Below are 16,304 nucleotides of genomic sequence, written 5' to 3'. Positions count from 1 at the left end.
TAACGAGTACAGCCCTAAGAGCGTGCGATATCTCGTTCAGAAAATACCGCGCTGAACTATCCTACGTTCAGGATATAGTTTCCGGTAACCAGAGAATAGATTCCCATTAAGACGATTGCAATGCATGCAATCAATCTGATGGGGTGAATGGTTGTCGGTGTGTCAATCTGCTTCGCATAACGGATGTTTTGAATCTCCGCGAAGGCAATACCGGCACAAACAAGGCTAACAACGATGGTCAAAATCTGCTTTTGTGACATAATAATCTCCTCTTTCTTTTTGGTTTAAAAATATAGGAAAGCATTGACGAAAGCATCCTCCTCTCCGGAGGAAGTATCGTGAAATGTATTTTCTTTAGGACCGGAGTCCATTTTATCTTGTGCCGGCTTAGTTGGCATTCGTGTCGGTATCGTCACCGGCTCCGCTTGTATAGTCCCTGTTGCTGTCCGCATATTCCCCTAAACCGGAAAGAGCGCTTAAATCCGGTGTAGCGGAATAGCTACCTGCTGTAGGAATGCTATAACTTTCATTAAGGACGGGATAGGACGGCAGGGCTTTTTTGTCTGTAAAATAGGTGGTAATCGTAGCGAGGGCTCCGGTTGCCAAGGTGAAGGCTAAGAGCAAGTAAAGGTTATGAAGATAGTCTGCAGCAACCTGCGGTTCACCCGTTTCCTGGATTCTTTCCCGAACATACTGGAAGCATTCCAATACGTGATTGAAGTCCCCGTAGAAACCTTCGGATAAGTAAAAAGAGAAATCCAGACGATTGACAAGGTATGCCATGATGCCCATGAAGGCTAAACAAACAGGGATACCGATTAGACCGAACCGTCCGGCAAAGAGCTTATAGCCGAGAACAGTAGAGAAGCCCATGATTACACCGCCATAGAGGGAAATATACCCGAGTCTTGCAATGAAAAAGACGAAGATGGCACCGACAAACGCACCAATCAGTGCACCGAATATACCGAGAATCACACCGATAATCCCTCGATTTTCTTCTTTCTGCCTTTTTTCTTCCGCATTCAGCCGAAGAGCATCGAATTGATTTCTGGTGTAGATATGGCATTTTCCGCTGAGACAGTAGATGGAAATATTTTCCTCCTGCCCGTCCACTTCACTGCAGTTTGTCAGTTCGTTTTCAGAAAAATGCGTTGTCAGCTGAGCAATCCCGTCAATCATGTTCTGTATGGTCCCCTTATCCGTAAAACCGTTTTTAAAAACGGCATTCACGAGGTAGCCGGACAAATTGAGGTGGCTCACTTGCTTGACGCTTTTGTCAATAAGTTTCAAAAGGTCTTTGCTCGGATGCTGCCCCATCTGTGAAAGGGAAAAGGAACCTTCGTGAAACTTTCCGCTGTAACGGATGGATATGAAATACCCGTTAAAGACCCCTGCAGCTTCTCCGATATCTTCCAGGTATTTTAGCCCCAGAGCCTCGGCAACTGCCATTATCGTTTTGCTTTTCATTTTTACTTCCTGTCCTCCCGCCTTATTTTAGGTGAAATGAATTTCTGTGATTCATAAAAAGTATTCCTGAATCATAAAAATTAACCTCGCCTATTATAGCTTTTATGCTCGTTTATGACAATAGATTATAGTGAGGAAAGAAGAAAGCAAAAGAAGAAAAAGAAGAAAGCAAAAGAAGAAAAATGAAGAAAACATTAAGAAGGAAATTAATGTAGAAAAGCGAGGTATAGTTTTTTCCAAAAAGAATTGACAGGGAGTAGGTTCTTATGCTATTTTCTTAATGTTCTGAGTATGCTGATGTAGCACAGTCGGTAGTGCGTCGCATTGGTAGTGCGGAGGTCACGGGTCCGATTCCCGTCATCAGCTTTTTCACACAGCGGAAGCTTGGCTAGTTAAGCTTCCGCTTATTTTTAGCAAATGCTTTATTTTTAAAGATAAGCGCTCGCTTAGGAGAAATCTTGATTCGGGCAATAGATTATAGAAGAAGGGAGCTCTTTAATGGAAGAATGCAGAACACTGGAATATCCTGTGATTGATGTGTATGCTACGGGAAAGAATATTGAACGTCTTAGAAAAGAGAAGGGATTTTCCGTAAAAGATATTGCTTCCTTTATGGGCTTTGTGGAGCCGCAGGCGGTATATAAGTGGCAGCAGGGAAAGGCTCTTCCGAGTCTGGACAACATGTTTGCTCTGAGTATTTTGTTTCAGGTTTCTATAGAAGAGATTCTTGTGAGGCAGCTGGACGGCCTCGAGAACGGGAAACATCTTGCAGCTTAGTTGTCTTTTCCGCTCATTTTCGGAAAAACACTCGAAAATTTCTGGAAAATGAGTATAATAGATAGGCTGGATTAATTTATATAGGTAATTTCTTTTCAAAAAACTATAGTAGGAGTACGGAATGGAGAATGCTATGAAACCGGTATTAGAAGTAGAAGAGCTTATAGAGGATCAGGGGTTTGGTCGTTTTGTTTGTACTTCTCTTGTTAAGGGAGAAGGAACTGTACTGGGGAACTCTCTTCGGAGAATTCTTCTTTCTTCCATGCCCGGAGCCGCAGTCAGTGAAGTGAAAATTGACAGTGTATATCATGAGTTTTCCTCCATCCCCGGAGTGAAAGAGGATGTTTCCGAGATTATTATGAACTTAAAGAAGCTTGCGGTTCGCTATACCGGAAGTTCCGAGGAGCCCGTTATGGCCTATGTGGATTATATGGGAGAGGGAATTGTTAAGGCTTCCGATATCAAGGTGAGCTCAGAAATTGAGATTATGAACCCGGATTTGGTTCTTGCAACTCTTTCGGGAGAAGATGCAAAGCTCTATATGGAATTAACTATTACCAGGGGAAGAGGCTATGATGGGGCAAACACTCGTGATCACAGTGATTTGGCTATCGGAGTGATTGCAGTGGATGCCATTTATTCTCCGGTAAAGAAAGTGAATGTTTTTATTGAAGAGCAGGGAGAAGAGGAAAAGCTGACGCTGGATGTCAGCACGGATAGAACGCTTGCCCCGGAAGAAGCGGTTTCGCTTGCGGCGAGAGTTTTACAGACTCATTTGAAGCTTTTCATTGATATGGAAGGAAATGTGCGTGAAAATGCAGGCGCAGGCAGCACGGATGAGATGAAGAGCGATGAATTAAACAAGAGCATTGATGAGCTGGAGCTCAGCGTACGTTCCTACAATTGCTTAAAGCGAGCAGGAATTAATACGGTAGAGGATCTTTGTGCGAAAACCATGGATGATTTGATGAAAGTAAGAAATATGGGAAGAAAGTCGCTGGATGAGATTTTAAATAAGCTGGAAAGCATGGGACTTCGTTTGACAACAAAGGCAGAGTAAAAGAAGGCAGGGGATCGTTTTTACGATGCCCTGTTTTTTAAAATAGAGGGTAGAATGGAGAAGAGCAAGAGATTTTGGACTGAGCAGAGGAAGAGGGAGTATATCCGGAGTGCGGAGGATAATCTCTTCATCATTGCAGGGCCCGGAACAGGGAAAACCACCCTACTTTCGAGGAGAATTTTAAACCAGATTATGGGAGGCGAAAGACTCTCCCATTTTCTTTTAATTGCCTTTACTGAAGAGGCGGTACAGGAATTCAAGCAGAAAATCAAGAAGCATTTGTACAGAGAAATTGCAATCAATCGAGAAGCAAGTCACAGACTGAAGAAAAAAGTCCACGGCATAGACTTAATGCATATTATGACCTTTGACGATTTTTGTCTGTGGGTTCTTTCCATGAAAAAGAAGGAAACGACGGAGGAAAAGGAAAGGAACGAGATAGAAAAGTCTGAGCCCGGAAAAGAGGCTGAGCTTGGAGAGGAAGCTAAGATCGGAGAAGAGGCTAAGACCGGAGAAGAGAAGGAAAAATCAGAAGAAGTTCTGCCCGTAGAGGAACGTTGCTACAGGCTTTTACAGGAAGATAAGGCGCTTTTACAGGTGCTGAGAAGAGACTTTAGCAAGATCTATGCAGATGAACTCCAGGACTTAAATCAGATACAGCTGAACATTCTTCTGAGCCTGGCTACGGATAAAAAAGGAAAGATGCGGCACAACTGTCTTTTTATGGTTGGAGATCCCAGACAGACCATTTATCAGGAGGCGGAAGAGGATAAGCAAGTCTTTTTCGATATGAAGAAAAAGATGGAAGAGAAGAAGAACGTGCGGGTTTTGTATCTGAATGAGAATTATCGTGCGAATAAGATACTTGTGGATTGGATTAATGAGGCTTTTCGGAAACGCATGCATTCCTATCGGGATATGTATCCTTCTCAGAGAAAAGAGTTCTTAAAGCACTGTCCCTTCCATGGTGTATTCCGAAGAGAATTTACGGGAGAAGACGGAATAGCCCTTCGAGAGCTTGTGTCCGAGATTCTGTTCGCTTATCCGGATTTAAAAGAAAGGGATTTTCTGATTCTGTGCAAAAGCAAAGAGAAACAGGAGTATTACAAGAAAAGTCTGTCCGGAGTCGGTTTTTCCGACAGTGCACTCGATAAGATGGTTTTTGAAGCCCATTTATCCAAGGGCTTAAATGCCAATATTGTCATTATTATGGAAGCCGGAGGGAATTGTAGCGGGAAGACGGAAAACCGCCTCACCCGTTTAGAATACGTTGCCGTAACCAGAGCAAAGCACGTGCTCATTTTCCTAAAGGGAGAGACGGAAGGGTGGTTTTGTGATCAGTACTATAGACTACATGCTTTACAGGAATTAAGCCTTGGCCAGAAGCAGTAACTGATAAACGTGAAAGGCAAGGGAAAGAGGAGTGGGAAGAATGAGGTCCGCTATGGCCTCCAAACTAATCTCTTTCCCGATTTTCTTTTTTAAGCTGGGATTCATTTTCTTCGTTTTGCTTAATTCCCTTATGATTTCTTTTCCGCTGGGAAGGAGCTGAACATGAAAATCTTCCGTTTTGGGAAGTCCCTCGGCAAGAAAAAGGATATTGCCGTATGAGATTGCCTCCAAGCTTTCCAAAAGCTTTGCTTTGCTTCCTTTAAAGAAAATGCGAAGTCCTGCGGTTGCGGGATAAATCTGGATTCCGGTAATTTGCGGATGTAAAGAAAGTATATCGCTTAAGATTTGCTCCTCTTTCCCGCTTAAGTGGTGACGATCCAAACGAAGTCGAAGAGAAGTATCATTTTCATGGCAGAGTTGAAATTGCATGTTTATCCTTTCTACACTGAAGTCGGAAACGGCGTGATGGGAAACCGAACCGAGCCTATTTCATACTGATGGTTAGTATACACTATTTCTTGCCTTATGACTCTTAAAATTTTATGCATTGTAAAAATTCCGGATAAGAAGCCGGTTGGGAAGGGATTGCATGAATGAAAAGCATTTTTTTAAAAGGCAATAATTTTTTAAAAATTTGTTATATCTCTTTTTTCCTTTGTCGATATAAGAGTATACAATGTTAATTTTCATATTCTAAGAATAGGATAGAAGAGGAAGGAAGAAAATGGCAATTCAAATTCAAGATTTTGCAGGGAAAGAGCAATTTCAATCCATACTTCGTGACTGGGCAATCGCTACAGGACTTGAGGCGATGGTACAGGCGACAGATGGAAAAACGGTATATTTTGCCGATGCTGAGAAGAGGGAGCCAGGGAAGGCCGATACTTTAGATCGCAGTTCCCATGAATTTGGCTCTTCCTCTATCCAAGAAGAACTGCAGTACCAGGGAGAAAAGGTAGCAACGATTTTTCTGAAGGATGATGCTTCAGTAGAACAGGAGAGAGGAGAGGCTGCAATTCGTTTACTCAATGTAAGCCTTTCCAATTATTTGGAAGCGGAATGCAGCGAGAGTCGTTTCCACTCTTTTGTGGATAAGCTCACATCCGGAATTAATGAGACGCAGAGCCTGGTAAAAGAAATTCGGAAAAGCACAAATGACTTAAAGAGTATTCAAAGCAGACAGAAGATTCTCGCTTTAAATGCAAACATTGAGGCTGCAAGAGCCGGAGAGCACGGTAAGGGCTTCGGTGTGGTTGCTGATGAGGTTGGACGTCTGTCCGACAGCAGTTCTGCCGTAAACGAGAAGATTTCTTCCGTTGTAAAGCGGATTTCCGATGTGGTAAACAGCATTAGCGGAGAAGAACTGGTAGAAGAAGTTTAATCGCTGAAAATGAAAACGGAAAAGACTACGGGGCGGATTTTACCGCCTCGTTTTTTTGCTGAAAAAAATCGCCCTACCGCCTTTATTCATAACGAGTATCGTGCGAAAGGCGTGCGATATCTCGTTTATCCGGCTGTAGAGCGGATTTCTTCAACACGTTTTGTTATAAGTCTATTTTGTCCTATAACCCGAAAACTCCCGCTCTACATCTTTTGCAAAGAGTGTAGAGCGGGAGTTTTCATATAGGCTTTATGCTTTCGGCGCACGAACCGACCAAAGAGGACCGCCGGCGTCATAGTTTTTCTTTAATTCTCGCATCAGCTGAGCCGGACTCCACTCTTTATTCGTATTGTTATAGGAGTTCGGGTCGGCGATGCAAACGGTTCCGTTCGGATTTTGCTTTGTAATAATGATGAAATGTCCGCCATTTGTTAAAGCTCCCTTTCCCATAAGGGCAACCAGAATATGACCGGAATTTAAGAGCTCCGCGACGTGTTCGGGAGTACGTTCTCCGTCCTTTACACTGTCTACAATTAAGTCAAAGGCGGAAAGAACCGCAGGAATGTAATCGTGATAGGATCCGCTCTTAGGCGCAAAATAGCCATAGGATGCGGACCAGTTTGCCATTTCCTTCGGTGTGATGCTGCCGTTAACATTTCCAAAGGCGGAAACAATCATAGCGGCAGTGGTCGGACCGCAGCCGTATTTACTGATGGTATCCTGTCCGCCGTAAAGGTAACTGCCCCAATGGCTGTCGTGTTGATTATAGTAATACATGGGCCCCATGGCTGTATCCAGGTAAACATTATAGTCATTAAAGGTAGAGGTGCCGTAGTAGTTTTCAAAAGGATCCGTCTTTACGGGAATCACAGGCGGCTCCTGTGCATCTTCCGCAGTATCTGCAATGGTAGAAGGGTTATTTAAATCTTCTTTGGGAAGCGGGGCGGACTCTGCTTTTTCCGGGGCAGGTGCTGCTTCCGAAGTGGCGGCTGTGTCCGGTTTCGTAGCGACTGTAGCCGGCTTTGTAGCGCTTGTACTCGGATCCGTAGCGGCTTCCGCAGAGCTTGCCGCTGTGGCTGGTTCTGTTGTTTCCGCTGTTGTTCCCTCCGTATCTTCGGCGGAATTTGTATCTTCTTCCGATTGGATTGTTTCGTTTTCACTCGTTTTGGAGGAAGAATTCTTTTTCGGATATTCCGAAGCGGTATTTTCGGAAGCACTCGGGGCATTCGAATCAATAGACACAGCCTCTTTTACGGTAGCACCTTCGTTTTGCACGGAGTCCGAGCGGTCGGCAGTATGATTATAAAATACCTGCTGAAAGCGACTTTCTCCGGATACGCTGCCTTCCTTTTTGGCATCCATTTGCTTCAAGCTTTCTTTATAGCCGTTATACGCAATGGCGGAAAAGCTGGCTGTCATGACAGAAAGGGACGCAACAGCGGCAATGCCGAGTTGTTTGGCACTGCACATAAGAAGCTTATGCGTGATTGTCTTAAAAATTCCCATTTCTTACTCCTACTGTATTGCGCTAAGAAGATAATTCGCGATTTCCGATAAATTTCCCTGCCTGTCAACTGCCCCCAATTTATAGGCTTCCATGGGCATCCCGTAGACAATGGAACTTTTTTCATCTTGTCCCAGTGTATAGGCGCCTGCTTCGTGCATGGACAGAAGACCGTTTGCGCCGTCCTTTCCCATGCCGGTCAAAATGATTCCTACGGCGTGAGCACCGATTGCCTTAGCCACGGAAGAAAAGAGATAGTCGATGGAAGGGCAGTGTCCACTCACTTTTTCGCCTTCTTTACATTCTACCCTCATTCCCGAGCTATCTTTTAGAACCTGCATCTGCAAACCGCCCGGGGCGATTAGACAGAGTCCGGGATAGAGGGGGTCTCCATCCTTTGCTTCCCGTACTTCCATTTTACAAATTCTGTTTAAGCGTTCCGCATACATATTGGTAAAAACCGGTGGCATATGCTGCGTGATGACGATAGGCGGAAGATTTCCGGGAAGCTTCTCCAAGACGGCAAGTAGAGCTTCCGTTCCTCCGGTGGAAGCCCCCATTGCAATCAGCTGAAAATGGTTTTTTGGAAATGAAAAGTCTTTCATCGCCTCTCCTTAAGCCAGTCCTTAAAGGTAATATAGCCTTATCTTGTTTCTTCCAAAACTCTGAAAGCGGCAAGATAAGGCAGTAGGCTATGCTTCTTTTTTGTAGATAGCCGGTTTTATGTATTGGTAGGGACAGGTTTGCTTCGTCAGTCCTTCGGAATGCCCGATAAACAGGTGTCCTTCGGGATAGGTTACATCATAAAAGCGTTTTACCAGAGCATCTTTAGTGGCCTGATCAAAATAAATCATGACGTTTCGGCAAAAGATTAAATCGAAGTCCCTCTTAAAATGAATGGGCTCCATCAGGTTAAACGGTCGGAAAATGACATTTTTCCGCAATGCTTCAGTAACCGTGTAAAATCCGTCTCCCAGCGGTACAAAATATTTATTTTTCCATGATTTCGGAAGTTTCTCCAAGCTTTCCTCCGGGTAGCGCGGGTTTGCAGCTTTGGAGAGGACATTGTGAGAAATATCCGTAGCCAAAATTCTGGTATCCCACTTTCCGGGAAGTTTTCCGAAATATTCGAGAAGATACATGGAAATATTGTAAGGCTCTTCTCCGGAAGAGCAGCCGGCGCTCCAGATGGAAAGCACCTTGTCTCTTGCGTGCTTCTTTGCAAGCTCTGGGAGAACTACATTTTCCAAGTAATCAAAATGCGATTCCTCTCGCATGAAATATGTATAGTTTGTAGTCAGTTTGTTTAAAAGGGTAGTCAACATTTCCTGATCTTCCCTTTTCAAAATATCGCTTACATAGCTGTGAAAATCACGATATCCCATTTTCTCCAATATGGAGGACAAACGGCTTACGATTAAAGGTTTCTTTCTACTTAAATCAATGCCGAACTTGTCCTGCATATAGCTGTATAAGCGTTTAAAATCCTCGTCCGACAAATCGTACATGAAAGATCCCCTTATACAGCATCGGATGAAGATTGTACCAATGCTTCTGCATCAAAGGACATTGCGACTTCGCCGCTGTCCAATGTAATCATACCGTTACACAGTTTTTGTCTGTTTCTGAGAGGAATCGGCTGAACCTCACTCAAATCAATATCGATAACCTGTCTTACACGGTCTACGATGATTCCGATGGAAACGGAATCAATATTCAATACGATGATGCAGGTCTTAGAGGTATACTCCTCAGCTTCCTTGTCCATCAGAAGACGGATATCAATAACCGGGAGGATAGAACCTCTTAAGTTAATGATGCCCTTAACATACTGGGGCACAATGGGAAGTGCAGTGATGCTGTGGTCATTGATGATTTCAATAACATAGCTGGTGCTCATATACATCACCATTCCGCCGGATTCAAAGGTAAGGCAGCGTTCTGCGTCAATGCTGTCCGCTTCTTCCACAGACTCCTGTCCCTCCAGCAAATCATCCATTAATTCTTCTTCGCCCATACTTCCCTCCTTAATTATTTTCAATGGCTTGAGAGTACAAGCCTAAGACATCCAAGATGATACAAATGTTACCGTCTCCCAAGATGGAACATCCGTTGATTCCGCTATCCTTCAGATTATAGGCATTAAAGTAAGCCGGAAGCGGTTTTACTACAACCTGTTGCTCTCCGATTAAATCATCCACAAAGAGGCAGCAGGACTTGTCGTTGGCTTCTACCCAGATCAGAACACCGTCTGCAAGATCGGTATACTTTCCTTCGATACCGTAGAAGTTGTTGAGACGTACGATAGGATAGAAGACATCCATACGTTTAACCATCTCATTGCCGTTTTCATCGAAAACGACTTCCGCATCGTCAACCTTAAAGGACTGACGGATGTTTACGATTGGAATAGTGAAAATACTGTCGCCTACATTGACCTTCATACCATCCATGATGGCGAGAGTAAGCGGGATTTTCATGGTGAAAGTGGAACCCTTTCCAAGCTCACTGGAAATACTGATGGTTCCGCCAACGGATTCCAGGTTCTTCTTCACTACGTCCATTCCTACGCCTCGGCCGGAGAACTCCGTTACGCTCTGGTTTGTAGAGAAACCGGGGAGCATAATGAGTCCCAGTGCCTCTTTTTTGGAATATTCGGAACGCGGCTTATAGAGGAGACCCTTTTCTTCCGCCTTATCGAGAAGCTTTTCGGGATTCATGCCATATCCGTCATCAGCAACGGTGATAATGACTTCGGAAGAGGTGTGGAAGGCGGAGAGTGTTAATTCTCCCTCTGCATCCTTACCTGCAGCAATACGTTCTTCCTTGGTCTCTTCGATACCGTGGTCCATACTGTTTCGTACAATATGCATAAGAGGATCCTGAATGCTGTCGACAATCGTCTTATCCACTTCCGTATCTTCACCGATAATGGTCAGTTTTACTTCCTTACCGAGCTTTTGCTTCATATCACGAACGATACGATTCATCTTCTGGAATACACCGGAGATGGATACCATTCGGAGACTCATGGCAATATCCTGCAAATCGTCAGTCAACTTACGAAGCTGTCTTGCGGACTTCATAAAGTTGTCCAGACTTTCCTGAGGCAACATACGAAGAACGGGAGAGGAGGTAACCATGGATTCCGTGATTACAATTTCTCCCACGAGGTCGTTTAAGCTGTCCAGCTTCTGTAAGTTTACGGAAATCAAGCTCTGCTTAACCGGTGCGGCAGATTTCTGCTGAGCGGCCTGCTGTGCATTTCCGTTATCCTTATCCCCCTGTGCTTTTGGAGTACTTTCCTTAGCATTTCCTGTCTCTTCTTTCTTTACTTCTTCCTTCTTTCCTTCCACGATTTCGTAGGAAAGAATATGGCTCTGCTCACGGAGTACTTTTTCTCCCTTGTCCAGAGTTTCATCATTATCGAAAGCAAGGAAAAATCCGGAATCAATTATACTCTGTGCAGTTTCGGGATTGCTGTCCATATCTTCGGGATAGTAACGGAACTCCAAATCGAACTCCTTGATGGCATTTACGATCATAAATGCACGGAGATTCTCCATTCCGATTCCCTCATCCAAAAAGACATGAATAAACTTTTTGGCAGTGGGGTCATTTGGAAGGACTCTTTCTCCCGAAGCGGAAGCAGTCTGTGTAGAGGCTGCTCCTGCGGCAGAGTTGTCTCCGTCTTTTCCGGAAATCTTAGCCAAAAAGCCGTTGATTTCTCCTGCAAAGGCATCTACGTTATTGTCTAATTCTTCTCCGGCCTTTACCTTCTCTAGACCGCTTCGAAGATAGTCTTCCGAGCGGAACATGAGGTCGAAGAGCTCCCTCTTTTGCTCACCGTTTAAAGAATCGATGCCCTTGTCTCTGATAAAGAAGAACATATCCTCGATATGGTGTGCAATGCTGGAGATGGGTGTGAATTCCATCATGGCACTGGACCCTTTTATGGTGTGCATGATACGGAAGATTTCGTTTACGTCATCTGTGGAAAAATCCCCGACCTTCTCAGCCGCAATCAGCATCTCATCTAACTTATCCAAGAGAGATTCCGTCTCCAGAAGATAGGTATCCAACATTCCTTCCATTGTACTATCCATAGTTTTACCACCTTTTCGCTATTTTTCATTCTAAACGAGCATCACACACTTGTTCTGCGCTATCTCGTTGGAAACACTTTGATTCAGTAAGTATTTCCAGAGGTATTTACTACCACTATCCAATTTGCAATATTTCTGTCCTGGTAATTTATCGGCGATTCTGCTCAGTCTATAAGCAAAGAATCATAATGCCAAAAAAACACTGCCGGGGCAGTGCTTCCATCCTTTTTCTCTATTCCTGAAGTCGTATAGTAGAATACAGAAAAATAATATATTCGGAGAAAATCGGAAGCATCCCTTCTTACCGAAGTCATCATTTTTCCTCTTCTTGCTATAAGCTCTTCCTATATTATATAGAAGAAAAGGGACTAGAAGCTTTTTACAGCTGCCATAAGTCGTTTTATATCATTGTTTACGGAATTCACCATATACTGGTAGGCATAGGTAGTTTTAACAAGCTCTACCTGTTCCTGATCCATGTCTACGTTGTTGCCGTCCAACCTGCTGGATTCGTTTCTCGTGCTGTGTATCCGAGCTCTTTGCCCGTCGATTGCCCGAGCAACATGAACTTTTTTCTGTCCGCCCTTTTCCGCAGTGGAGATACGGTGAAGAAGCTCATTCTCAAAGGTGAGATACTTTGACTTGTAGTTTGGGGTATCTACATTCGCGATATTGTTTACCGTTATGTTTTGCCTTCCCCACAAGAGGTCAAGTGTCTTCTCCGTAAGGGCTATTCCATTTCCGTAAAATAATGACATAGCTATCCTTTCTATTCAAACCGGTCTTTCCTCTTTTTATCGGATAAAACCGCATAGGATATAAGAGAAAAACAGAAAAAATTCTCCTGCTTTCGAATATAGTATCATAAAAAACTTGGACATCAATTTTTTTTGTTTATAATGACTTTGCACAGTAAGAGGACGGCCGGGGAAAAGCTTTGCGGTCTTCTTATATTCAGTTATGAAACAGTCGATGATATTCACTGATAAGAGATCTGTTAAAAATTTGCATGACATTCCCTTTCATTTTGAGACAGATAAAAAAGGAAAACATAGAATGAAGAGAAAAGATTTACCGCTTCTTTTATTTTTCTTCTTGTGCATGATGCTCCTCTTTTCTTGCAAGAAAAAGGCGAATAGGCAGGAAGATAAGGCATATACATATAAAAGAAGTAAGGAAAATATAGAATTAAATATATGGAGTTATTATTCCGCCTTGCAGCAGGAGGTTTTCCTGAAAACGGTAGATGAGTTTAATTTAACGCGAGGAAAGGATTTAAATATTACGGTCCATGTGATGAGCCCCGGATCGATGAATGATTTGGAGGCGAATCTTTTCGCCCTTACGGATAAGAACTTTGCACAGGGCACTTATCCCGATATGGCTTTTATGTATAGAGACACAGGAAAGGTATTGGATCAAAAGGGATATCTTGTAGATCTTAGCAATTACTTGACTAAGAAAGAACTGGACGATTTTGTGCCCGGATTTCTGGAAGAAGGCAGGCTTGGAAATCAAAGAGAAGGCATAAAGATTCTTCCGGTAGCAAAATCCACGGAGGTTTTCTATTTGAATGCGACAGCGTGGAAGAGCTTTGCCGATGCGACCGGAGCTACTCTTTCCGACTTGGACAGTCGAGAGGGATTGGTTGAAGTGGCCAAGAAGTATTACGAGTATACGGATGCCTTAACCCCGGAAGCGGATGACGGAAAGGCTTTTTTCGGACAGGAGGATTTCGCGACGTATTTCCTGGTCGGTGCCAAGCAAATGGGAGTGGATCTGGTTTCCGTGGATGCCTCCGGAAAAGTCATCTATAATTTTCCGGAAGATGTCTTACACAAGTTATGGGATTATTTTTATGTGCCTTACATTAAGGGATACTTTGGCAGTTCCGGGAGATACCGTTCCGATGATTTACGAACGGGAGAAATTATTTCCTATGTGAGTACTTCAGCTTCCTATAGTTATTTTCCCGAGGCGGTCATTTTATCCGATCAGGAATATTTTCCCATTGAGGCTACAGTTCTCCCCACACCGGACTTTGTTAAGGGGCAGAAGATTGCCATTCAGCAAGGAGCGGGGATAGGCGTGTTGAAGGGAGAAGAGCAGAAAATTAAAGCTTCTATAGAGTTTTTGCGTTGGCTTACTTCCGAATCCGTAAACAGTAAATTTGCTCTTTCTGCAGACTATTTGCCGGTGCGTTCAGACAGCTTGACGGTGCAAACGGTAGATGTTATCAAGGGGAGAGGAACCAACCCTGCAATTGAAGAGGCCTTAAAAACAGTTTCCTCTCATACAATGTATTATATTCCCGCAGCGGACAATATATCTACGCTTAGGGAAATTCTGGAAAACACCTTGAAGGACAAGGCGATTGAGGATAAAAAGGCGATTGAGACGGCTGTAGCATCCGGCCTGTCTAAAGAGGATGCGGTAGGGGAGTATGATACAGAGGAGAATTTTACTCTGTGGTATGAGTCTTTGCTTTCCGATATAGAAGGGATAAAAGGCTAGAATGCAGGGAGAAGAATGAGAAAACAACCGATTTTTAGGAAAATATTGCTTCCGCTGATGGGCCTGCTCATTTTAGAGATAGGAATTCTTATGGTTTCCATTTATGGACAGGGATTGTTTCAACTGATTCACAACAATTCCAGGGAAATCATTGAGAGTAGAGTAGAAGCCAGAAGAAATTATCTGGAAAGCATCATGGTAAACCAATGGATGAACGTTGGACAGACGGTGCAGAAGATCAATCAGTTGGCAGATGGCTTATATGAGGCGGGAAAGCTGGATATAGAGGCAATTGATGACAGCTCGGAAAATGCAGCCCCGTTCCTGAATGCCGTAACGGATGATTTGATTACCATGATGCGAACCAATCATGTGACCGGTGCATTCCTGATTTTAAATGCGGATGACTTAAAAGAAGGGATGGAATCCGGACAGTACCAGGATAAGCCCGGACTGTATTTTCGCGATTTGGATCCGGAGTCTAAGCCCAGTTCTCAGAACTTGGATCTTTTGATAGAACGCTCCCCCTTTCTGGTGGTTCGGAACAAACAAATGACTACCGACACGACTTGGAATACCAGTTTCCAATTCGGAAAGGCGAATATCCCCTATTATGATTTCCTTTATCAGCCCACAGAAGCCTGCTTCCACTATGATGAGAAGGTTGGCTGGGAGGATTTGGGGTACTGGAGTAAACCCTATACCCTCTTTGGTGAAGACAGACAGGCAATTGCCTATTCGGTGCCTCTTCGTCTTTCCGACGGCAGGGTATATGGTGTCCTGGGAGTAGATGTGCTCTTAAGCTATTTGAACAGCAACCTTCCGGAGAAGGAATTGGACAGTAGCGGCACCGCATCTTACTTTATGAGTATTGAAAAAATGGGTTCGGATGTCTTAAGTGACAGCACCTATCAGGAATTGATTCGTTTCGAATCCATGGAAACAACGATAGAGGACGACATTGATTTGGAAACCGACGGAGTGGAGAGGGATACCTATGCCTACAGCATTCCTTTGCGGATTTTCTCGACAAATGGACCTTTTGCGGATTTGGAATGGAGACTTGGCGCCGAGATTCCCTATAGAACGATGAATCGCTTTGCCGATAGAATGTTTTATGTTATGGGCGTGACCGTCATTTTAACGATTTTAATCGGATTGTTGGGTAGTCTATTCATTTCCATTTTCCTGCAGAAACCGATTAAGGCGTTGGCTTCGGAGGTTAGGAGAAATAAGCCCAATGAAAAATTGCTCTTAAAGAAAACGGGAATCTTGGAAATTGATCAAATGTCGGAGGCGTTGGAAGATCTTTCCGACCGTCTTTTGAGAGAGCAGGAAAATCTGCAGTATGAAAGAGATCATGACTTCCTGACCGACCTGTATAACAGAAGAGCTTTCGGGCGACGGATTCGGGAACTCCTGGACCATCACGGAAGCGGAAATGCTACAGGTGCTTATATCATGATGGACCTTGATAATCTGAAGATGGTCAATGACAGCTTCGGACATGAGTACGGAGATAAGTATATCCGTTGTGCATCGGATGCCATGCGTGAGGCATTGGGTTCGAATGCGTTGTACTCCCGTATTTCCGGAGATGAATTTAATATTTTCATTTTTGATGAGGATGGAAATCGAAGTAAAATTAACAGCCTGATTGAAAAACTGCAGAAAACGATAGATGAAAGCTTTATCGTGCTTCCGGACGGAACGAAGAAGATGCTCCGTCTTTCCGGCGGTGTCAGCTGGTATCCTGATGGCGGAGTAACACCGGATGAGCTGCAGAAGAATGCGGATTATGCGATGTATATTGTAAAGAAGACGACAAAATCTCATTTCCGTGTGTGGAGTCAGGCAACGGATCTTGGAAAAGAAAAAGATGAGGGGGAAAAGAAGGGCGTTGAGAAGCCTGATAAGCCGGATGAGCCTGTTGAAGCAAAAGCCGGAAATCCAACAAAAGAGCAGGCTGCAGAAGATAATTTAACAAAGGAGCAGGCTGCAGAAGATAATTCAACAAAAGAGCAAGCCGCAGAAGAAAATTCAACAAAAGGGCAAGCGGCAGAAGAAAATAAAGAAAAGGGAAGCTAAAAAAGAAGAGAA

General features: G+C 43.8%; 15 protein-coding genes and 1 tRNA gene. 7 read left to right on the top strand and 9 right to left on the bottom strand.

The genetic code is table 11. The features are described from left to right. Positions 1 to 56: 56 nt before the first annotated feature. A complete protein-coding gene (locus HMPREF9124_RS09145; RefSeq protein ID WP_009429100.1) occupies positions 57 to 260 on the bottom strand; it encodes a hypothetical protein in 204 nt (67 codons plus the stop codon). 127 nt (positions 261 to 387) lie between these two features. Beyond that, a complete protein-coding gene (locus tag HMPREF9124_RS09140) occupies positions 388 to 1,470 on the bottom strand; it encodes a hypothetical protein (RefSeq protein ID WP_009428117.1) in 1,083 nt (360 codons plus the stop codon). Positions 1,471 to 1,763: 293 nt separating this feature from the next. Here HMPREF9124_RS09140 and HMPREF9124_RS09135 point away from each other — a divergent pair. From HMPREF9124_RS09135 to HMPREF9124_RS09120, 4 genes are all read left to right on the top strand, one after another. Beyond that, positions 1,764 to 1,836, top strand: a tRNA-Thr gene (locus tag HMPREF9124_RS09135). Positions 1,837 to 1,968: 132 nt separating this feature from the next. Then, a complete protein-coding gene (locus tag HMPREF9124_RS09130) occupies positions 1,969 to 2,247 on the top strand; it encodes a helix-turn-helix transcriptional regulator (RefSeq protein WP_009429370.1) in 279 nt (92 codons plus the stop codon). Positions 2,248 to 2,368: 121 nt separating this feature from the next. After that, positions 2,369 to 3,307, top strand: coding sequence for a DNA-directed RNA polymerase subunit alpha (locus tag HMPREF9124_RS09125; protein ID WP_009429865.1), 939 nt, complete (start codon positions 2,369 to 2,371; stop codon positions 3,305 to 3,307). 54 nt (positions 3,308 to 3,361) lie between these two features. Beyond that, complete coding sequence (locus HMPREF9124_RS09120; protein WP_009428649.1) at positions 3,362 to 4,699, top strand: UvrD-helicase domain-containing protein; 1,338 nt, start codon at positions 3,362 to 3,364, stop codon at positions 4,697 to 4,699. Here HMPREF9124_RS09120 and HMPREF9124_RS09115 read toward each other — a convergent pair. Continuing rightward, a complete protein-coding gene (locus tag HMPREF9124_RS09115; protein WP_009429634.1) occupies positions 4,676 to 5,128 on the bottom strand; it encodes a hypothetical protein in 453 nt (150 codons plus the stop codon). The two genes, HMPREF9124_RS09120 and HMPREF9124_RS09115, sit on opposite strands and share 24 nt — an antisense overlap. A gap of 295 nt (positions 5,129 to 5,423) precedes the next feature. On the opposite strand from HMPREF9124_RS09115, the gene HMPREF9124_RS09110 reads away from it, so the two are divergent. Next, positions 5,424 to 6,080 carry a methyl-accepting chemotaxis protein gene (locus HMPREF9124_RS09110; protein WP_009429893.1) on the top strand — a complete coding sequence of 219 codons (657 nt, stop codon included), beginning with the start codon at positions 5,424 to 5,426 and terminating at the stop codon, positions 6,078 to 6,080. Positions 6,081 to 6,329: 249 nt separating this feature from the next. Here HMPREF9124_RS09110 and HMPREF9124_RS09105 read toward each other — a convergent pair whose 3' ends face one another. From HMPREF9124_RS09105 to flgB, 6 genes are all read right to left on the bottom strand, one after another. Then, complete coding sequence (locus tag HMPREF9124_RS09105; RefSeq protein ID WP_009429368.1) at positions 6,330 to 7,586, bottom strand: C39 family peptidase; 1,257 nt, start codon at positions 7,584 to 7,586, stop codon at positions 6,330 to 6,332. Positions 7,587 to 7,595: 9 nt separating this feature from the next. Next, positions 7,596 to 8,189, bottom strand: a complete 594-nt coding sequence (locus HMPREF9124_RS09100) for a CheB methylesterase domain-containing protein (protein ID WP_009428670.1) — start codon at positions 8,187 to 8,189, stop codon at positions 7,596 to 7,598. Between the two features lie 87 nt (positions 8,190 to 8,276). Beyond that, positions 8,277 to 9,092, bottom strand: a complete 816-nt coding sequence (locus HMPREF9124_RS09095) for a CheR family methyltransferase (RefSeq protein ID WP_009427996.1) — start codon at positions 9,090 to 9,092, stop codon at positions 8,277 to 8,279. 11 nt (positions 9,093 to 9,103) lie between these two features. Beyond that, entirely contained in the window at positions 9,104 to 9,601 is a 498-nt protein-coding gene (locus HMPREF9124_RS09090; RefSeq protein WP_009429141.1) for a chemotaxis protein CheW, read from the bottom strand. 10 nt (positions 9,602 to 9,611) lie between these two features. Then, complete coding sequence (locus HMPREF9124_RS09085; protein ID WP_009428299.1) at positions 9,612 to 11,690, bottom strand: chemotaxis protein CheA; 2,079 nt, start codon at positions 11,688 to 11,690, stop codon at positions 9,612 to 9,614. Positions 11,691 to 12,058: 368 nt separating this feature from the next. Continuing rightward, positions 12,059 to 12,448, bottom strand: a complete 390-nt coding sequence (flgB, locus tag HMPREF9124_RS09080) for a flagellar basal body rod protein FlgB (protein ID WP_009429510.1) — start codon at positions 12,446 to 12,448, stop codon at positions 12,059 to 12,061. 298 nt (positions 12,449 to 12,746) lie between these two features. Here flgB and HMPREF9124_RS09075 point away from each other — a divergent pair, with 298 nt between their 5' ends. Next, complete coding sequence (locus HMPREF9124_RS09075; RefSeq protein WP_036597806.1) at positions 12,747 to 14,204, top strand: extracellular solute-binding protein; 1,458 nt, start codon at positions 12,747 to 12,749, stop codon at positions 14,202 to 14,204. Positions 14,205 to 14,219: 15 nt separating this feature from the next. Further along, positions 14,220 to 16,292 (top strand): diguanylate cyclase, encoded by a 2,073-nt coding sequence (locus HMPREF9124_RS09070; protein WP_009428095.1) that lies wholly within the window; start codon positions 14,220 to 14,222, stop codon positions 16,290 to 16,292. Positions 16,293 to 16,304: the final 12 nt, after the last annotated feature.

It is taken from the genome of Oribacterium sp. oral taxon 108 str. F0425 (assembly GCF_000214455.1).
In the GTDB taxonomy this organism is placed as follows: Bacteria; Bacillota; Clostridia; order Lachnospirales; family Lachnospiraceae; genus Oribacterium; species Oribacterium asaccharolyticum.
Note: the sequence above shows the minus strand (reverse complement) of the source record. Positions and strands in the feature narration are given on the sequence as shown.